Source organism: Cupriavidus sp. 01T418 (assembly GCF_056398885.1).
Genome location: NZ_JBFTQG010000039.1, coordinates 60927 through 67420, shown reverse-complemented (window position 1 = coordinate 67420; position 6494 = coordinate 60927). Strand labels below are relative to the sequence as shown.

The 6494-nt window shown below is 61.7% G+C and carries 3 protein-coding genes and 2 pseudogenes; 1 reads left to right on the top strand and 4 read right to left on the bottom strand.

What is annotated here, in order from left to right:
- The 4 genes and pseudogenes from AC1DQ3_RS27800 to AC1DQ3_RS27785 all read right to left on the bottom strand — a co-directional run.
- Positions 1-381 (bottom strand): annotated as a pseudogene (locus tag AC1DQ3_RS27800) (NADP-dependent malic enzyme); the annotation flags it as partial.
- 621 nt (positions 382-1002) lie between these two features.
- Complete coding sequence (locus tag AC1DQ3_RS27795) at positions 1003-2571, bottom strand: UxaA family hydrolase (RefSeq protein ID WP_477123370.1); 1569 nt, start codon at positions 2569-2571, stop codon at positions 1003-1005.
- A gap of 62 nt (positions 2572-2633) precedes the next feature.
- Entirely contained in the window at positions 2634-3971 is a 1338-nt protein-coding gene (locus tag AC1DQ3_RS27790) for an MFS transporter (protein ID WP_477123373.1), read from the bottom strand.
- 932 nt (positions 3972-4903) lie between these two features.
- Positions 4904-5656, bottom strand: a complete 753-nt coding sequence (locus tag AC1DQ3_RS27785) for an SDR family NAD(P)-dependent oxidoreductase (RefSeq protein WP_477123369.1) — start codon at positions 5654-5656, stop codon at positions 4904-4906.
- A gap of 339 nt (positions 5657-5995) precedes the next feature.
- On the opposite strand from AC1DQ3_RS27785, the pseudogene AC1DQ3_RS27780 reads away from it, so the two are divergent.
- Positions 5996-6271 (top strand): annotated as a pseudogene (locus tag AC1DQ3_RS27780) (DSD1 family PLP-dependent enzyme); the annotation flags it as partial.
- Positions 6272-6494: the final 223 nt, after the last annotated feature.

The following is a 6494-nucleotide window of genomic DNA, read 5'->3' as shown; positions in this document are numbered from 1 at the left end:
GAGCTCGATGTCGAACACATCGATGCCGGCGAATTTCTTGAACAGGCAGCCCTTGCCTTCCATCACCGGCTTGCCGGCGAGGGGACCGATATCGCCCATGCCGAGCACAGCGGTACCGTTGGTGATCACCGCCACCAGGTTGCCGCGCGAGGTGTACTCGGCGGCCATCGCCGGATCCTTGGCGATTTCCTCGCAGGCGTAAGCCACGCCGGGCGAGTAGGCCAGGGATAGGTCGCGCTGGTTGGACAGTGCCTTGGTCGCGTTTACCTGGATCTTGCCCTTGGTCGGGCTGCGGTGGTACTCCAGCGCGGCCAGGCGCAATTGCGCTTCAGGACTATTGGGGGCATGTTGCGGTGCATCACCGCCGGTCTTGCTGGTCATTATGCTCGTCCAGGAAGTGGCCCGGCCAGTGCCCGCCGGGGCCGCGCAGGTCGTATCCGGCGTGCTTGCCGGAATCTTCCATTGCAGCTCTGAAAAACGGGCGCCGGCAGCTCGGGCCGAAAAATCGAGCCATCAATCTAGCTCACGCAAGCCCGGCGCGAAGCCCCTCCCACAAGGGCATCCAGGGTTTTAAGGCCTTTCGCCGGACAATTCAGTTTCTACCCGCGCACGGGCAATGCCCTGTCTCCTCCTTCGGTCTGATCGCTATTTGTCATCCGGGTCCAGCGGCAATGTCACTCGCCGGGGTATTCACGCGTCCGCCGAAAATGGATGAGCAAACGCCCTCGCGGCGAAGTTTACAAGCCCCTGTACTATGTCATTGAACGTAAACGAATTTCTTCATGCCGCAGTCGGGCTGCGTTTTGTATAAGGAGATGGGTTATAGCTCACTAGATGACGACAAGAACAAGAGTGATAATTTCCTTGGTTGCAGGTAGATAAACTGGACTGACACCTCCTAATCCAGTAGTCATCGTTTTTTACCTACGACCCAGAGGCTGACTGGGATCGGATCTGCGTGCGACTCCTCGTCTCGCACTGCCGCGTCCCCCTACGCAACGCCTACGTAATAGCGCCAATGTGCCAAGGCACGAACTCATTCTGGCCGTACCCGTGCATCTCGCTCTTGGACGCATGGCCTGACGCCGTGGCGAGCATGAGCTGAAAAATTTCTTCTCCGAGTTCATCGATGGATCGTGTGCCGTCGAGAACCGACCCACAGTTGATATCGATGTCCTCCTCCTGTCGCAGCCATAAGGTGGTGTTGGTACCCAGTTTCAATGATGGCGACGGCGCACAACCGTAAGCAGATCCGCGCCCGGTTGTAAAGCAGATCAGGTTGGCACCGCCCGCGACCTGACCGGTTGCCGACACCGGATCGTAACCGGGGGTATCCATGAAAACCAGGCCGCGGGCATGGACCCTCTCGGCGTACCGGTATACGTCGACAAGATTCGTGGTTCCCCCTTTCGCAACCGCGCCGAGCGATTTCTCGAGGATTGTCGTGAGTCCCCCCGCCTTGTTACCCGCCGAGGGATTGTTGTTCATATTGGCATTCATGCGCGCGCAATAGGCCTCCCACCAACGGATCCGCTCGATGAGTTTTTCGCCGACATCGCGCGACGCCGCACGGCGTGTCAGTAGATGTTCCGCGCCGTATATCTCGGGGGTTTCGGAAAGGATCGCTGTACCGCCATGCGCGACCAGCCGATCGACGGCCGCGCCGAGTGCCGGATTCGCGCTGATGCCGGAATAGCCATCGGACCCGCCGCATTGCAGACCGACCACCAGATGGCTGGCATCGACCGGCTCGCGCCGCACGTTGTTGGCTACAGGCAACATCGCCTTTACCTGCTCGATGCCAGCCGCTACCGTGCGCGCCGTCCCGCCCAGCGCCTGGATTGTCATCGTCCGCAGCGTGGCACCAGGCGCCAGGCCTTGGCGCTCCATCAGTCCATCAATCTGATTGGTCTCGCAACCCAGGCCGACAATCAGCACCGCGGCAAAGTTCGGATGCCGCGCGTAGCCGCCAAGGGTGCGCCGGATCAAGTCCAGGCCCTCGCCTTCCGCGTCGATCGCGCAGCCCTGCCCGTGCGTCAGGGCGACCACGCCATCCACGTTGGGGTACGCCGCCAGCGCTTCCGGATGGATGTCGCGGCGAAAGTAGTCGGCGACGGCGCGAGCGGCCGTTGCCGAGCAATTGACCGACGTCAGGATACCGATATAGTTGCGCGTCGCGACACGCCCGTCGGCGCGCAAGATGCCCATGAACTGCGCACGCGGCGCGGTGGCCCGCGACGGCCCTGCGTCGGCGCCGAAGGCATAGTCCCGCTCGAATTCGCCCATGGCGAGATTGTGCGTGTGGACATGCTCGCCCGCCTCGATGCCTCGTGTCGCGAAGCCGATGATCTGCCCATAGCGCCGCACGGGCGCGCCGGAGGCGATACCGCGCACGGCGAGCTTGTGGCCTGCCGGAACCAGTCCACGTACGAGAAGGCCCGTGCCGATTTGCATGCCTGAAACCAACTGACTCCGCGCGATGACGACGTCGTCGTTCGGGTGCAAGCGCACGACGGGCTCCGGGGCCGCTACGGTAGTTCCTGTCATTTCGTTATCCATCGTGAAATTCATGCTGCAACCTCCATGCCCTTTTCGGCACGCTTACTTCTTCAACGCATCTCAGATGCAGGACACTACCGGGTTACCGCGTTGGACGAACCGAACGGCACTGCCGATGCGCGGCGTGCATGCGCACCAATGCTTAACAGGAGCAATACGCCGACCACTCCCGCGGACGCCAGGGCAAGCATCCCTGCCTGCTGGCTGTGAAAGAGTGCCTCCACAGCGGTCTTCAAAGTCGGTGCGATAAAGCCACCGAGATTGCCGAGCGCACCGATCAACGCGATGCCGCTCGCCGCGGCGGTGCCGCTCAGATACGCGGTAGGAAGGGTCCAGAAGAGCGGCTGGACAACCACGAAGCCGACCGTTGCGATACAGAAGGCGATGAGCACCGGCGCAAGGTGCTGGCCAAGCGTGGAGAGCGCGATGCCTGCGGCCGCCATCGCCAGCATGGCAATGGCAAATTGCCGGTGCTTGCCCTTGGCATCCGCCAGGCCCGTGATGAAGCGCAAGGCGATCAGCGCACATAGCCAGGGAATGGCGGTCAAAAGCCCAACCTTCGAACCGATCGCCGTGGCCGTCAGATCGGAAATCCGTGTCGGGAGATAGAAGATAACGCCGTAAACACTGACCTGGATCGCGAAGTAAATCGCGACGAAACGCAGCACCTGCCAGTTGCGCAGCGCACGTAGCGCAGTAGCCGGGCCATGCGCAATCTTTTCGCGGTCTTCGGCAGCGATGGCTGCCTCCAGGACACGTTTCTCGTCGGACGTGAGCCACTTGGCGTCGCGCGGTTTGCTGACCAGGTAGAAGAACGCGATGATGCCGGCAAGCGAAGCCGCAAGGCCTTCGATGATGAACATCCACTGCCAGTTGCGCAGCCCCAGTTGCCCGCCCATGACTTCCAGCAGGAAGCCGGACAAAGGGCTGCCGAGGACGAGCGCAACTGGCAAGCCGAAATAGTAGACGCCAAGCGCCTTGCCGCGCTCGCGCGCCGGGAACCAATAGGTCGAGTAAAGGATCACGCCGGGCGAAAAGCCTGCCTCCGCCACGCCCAGGATGAGGCGCAGCACGTAGAACGAGGTCTCGTCGTGCGCGAACATCATCGCGGCCGATGCCAAGCCCCAGGTCACCATGATCCGGCTCAACCACACCTTAGCGCCGACCCGATGCAGCATCAGGTTGCTCGGGATCTCGAACACCGCATAGCCAATGAAGAAGATCCCCGCGCCAAGCGCAAACGCCGCATTTCCGATATTCGAATCGACCTGAAGGGCCTGCTTGACGAAGCCGACGTTCGACCGGTCGAGCATGGACAGTGCAAACATCAGAGCGAGGAACGGCGTGAGGCGCAGGCGCGCCTTGCGCACCGCACTCGCCAGCGCACCATCTGTAGCGTGTTCAACTTGCATCATTCATCTCCAGTACGAGGCCGCAGGTGGCAGCTTCGTCTTTTTTGCAATGCGCACGTCTGGCGCGCTTGTGCTTCTCTCGAGCAGCGCGTTATCGAGCAAACCGCGCGCCGTGAGGTTGGTCATCAGCGCGCGCAGGCAAAAGCGTCCAGGGTACGATGCGATCGCGTGTTGGCGGTTTGTCCTGACAGGCCCACAAAATCATCACCGGTCAGTCGCCCGGCTATCCGGCGGCGAAGGCCGAGAGCCCCGAGCACGCCAACGTCAGGCACGTGTTCGTCGGAGCCAGCGCCCCCGGGTCACGGAGTTTGACGGAGACGGCAAACAGAAGAAAGCGATCGTCAGATCGATTAACAAAAAAATTATTTTGGTTTTGGCGGCGCCCGGCCGCGCGAGTCAGCGGGCTGCTAGCGCTGGTTATCCGTGCCGAAGGCATCTACTTGAGGACAGGATGCTCGACTGGCAAGCTCCAGGACTTGCGACCGTAATGTCGCTACGATTGATACTGCGTAGCCGCGCAATAGAGGCAGCCATCGCAGTGAGCCACCGGGGACAGTGCGAAAGTACCAGTTTTGCTGAGCGCCCAAAAAAACACTGCGATCGGCAGGCGCGAGGGTGCGGGTGCAGCGGGGTTACGGACAACTCGGCAATTGCCGAAGGAGAGGCGTCTCTATCCCGACTAGCCGACGATCTGCGATAGCGCTCCGCCAACCCGGGGAGGCTGGCTGGAGCGAAGGAGCGAAGCCAGAGGGATCTGTCGCAGTTGGCATTCAGCAGTATTTGACGATGTTGCATTCAGAGCCGTGAGACCGCCATGCATCCGAAAATCGCGGAATCCGGTTCCAGGATCCCGACGGTGACTGCTTGTGCAGCTCGCCGCAAGGGTGCTACATGCCGCGGCGAACCCTTGCCCCCCGTGCGCGTATTTGCGCTTACGTCAACACCTGGCCGCCATCGACCACCAAGGTTTGGCCGGTGATCCAGCCTGCGTGCGCGCTGGCGAGAAATAGCACCGCGCTGGCGACCTCGCCTGGCGTCCCGAGCCTGCCGAACGGAACCGAACGCAGTATCCGCTCATACAGCATGGGATCGGACGTCTTGCGCTGTTCCCACGATCCGCCGGGAAATTCAATCGAGCCTGGCGCAACCGCGTTGACACGGATCCGATCCGGCGCGAGTGTCAACGCATGGGAAGCCGTATAGTGCATGACCGCCGCCTTGATCGCCGCGTAAGACTGGGTACGTGACGACGGTCGTAGCGCTGAGATGGACGTCACATTGACGATGGCGGCATTGGCCGACAGCCGCAGGAACGGCAGTGCGGCATGCCCTGCGCGCACCGTTGCCAACAGGTCGACCTGGATGCCGACCTCCCAGCCGGCTTCGGTATCCCCGCCTCCGAAGCCGGACGCGTTATTGATCAAAATGTCGATGCCACCGAGCGCCTCGCCGGCTGCTGCAATGTAAGCGCTGATCGCCTCGCCGTCAGCGAGATCGCAAGGTGCGGTATGGACTGGATGGCCATAAACGTCCAGCTCGGCCTCGATGGCTTTCAATCCTTCCAGATTGCGTGCGCATACCGACACTGCAGCGCCAGCCTGCGCGAACGCGAGCGCGATGCTGCGGCCGATGCCACGCGAGCCCCCAGCGACGACGACGCGCTTACCGTTGAATTCGAACCCCATTTATTTGCCTCCAGGCAGTGACGTGGGGGGCAGTATGGCCGAAATTTTTAGAAGCCGCACAACCACGAATTCCGCATCGGCTGCGTCGAATACCGCCCATAGGGATCCAGAACCATCCCAAAGCAGGCTTGCGAAGCTTCCCCAACATGATGACGAAATCGGTTAAACCAGCACCCTGAGAACCTGGCTCCGGCGCCGGCTGGACAAATCCAAGCCGATGATTGGCTCAGGATCTCGATGCGGATCATTCAATTCAGCTTAACAATAGATTCCCAGGCATTTAACCACGGAGACGGCTTGGCTGACTACAGTGGCTACATACGCACCGGTCTCACCTTCACCGCGCGCCGACGCCGCGACGGAGGATATGGGCTGGTCTGCACGATAGACGGCACGGTGTTGCCAGGCTATTTGCTGAGTGGCGCCAACCAGGAGCACGGCATCGTGTCGCGCGAAGGTGGACCCGATGCGGACGTCTCCCATCGATTTCCCGTAGGCACGCGCCTGCGCATTCTTCCGAATCACGCCTGCGCAACAGGAGCGCAGTTCCCCGAGTACCGAGCGCTCGCTGAGGGCGGGAAGCTCACGACCTGGGAGCGTTTCCATGGCTGGTGAGTTGCGCGGCGACGTACGCGTCGTCACTCCGGCAGGCTTGGCCAGCGCGGGCAGCCGTTGTAGCACCCGCATCGATCGGCCGGTGCAGGCGCGTTCAATCGCGCAGGGAGGGGGCCAATCCTGACACGCAACGCCACACTCACTGTTCCCTCGGAAATCGCCTCAAGCGATTCACCACCGCTTTCGCTGCTTTTGCCTTTGGTGCGGCCTGCAGTCTCACCTC

What these genes read in the sequence shown, in the direction of transcription:
- AC1DQ3_RS27795 (WP_477123370.1), bottom strand. Translation starts at nt 2,571, where the DNA reads ATGAATTTCACGATGGATAACGAAATGACAGGAACTACCGTAGCGGCC.
- AC1DQ3_RS27790 (WP_477123373.1), bottom strand. Translation starts at nt 3,971, where the DNA reads ATGCAAGTTGAACACGCTACAGATGGTGCGCTGGCGAGTGCGGTGCGC.
- AC1DQ3_RS27785 (WP_477123369.1), bottom strand. Translation starts at nt 5,656, where the DNA reads ATGGGGTTCGAATTCAACGGTAAGCGCGTCGTCGTCGCTGGGGGCTCG.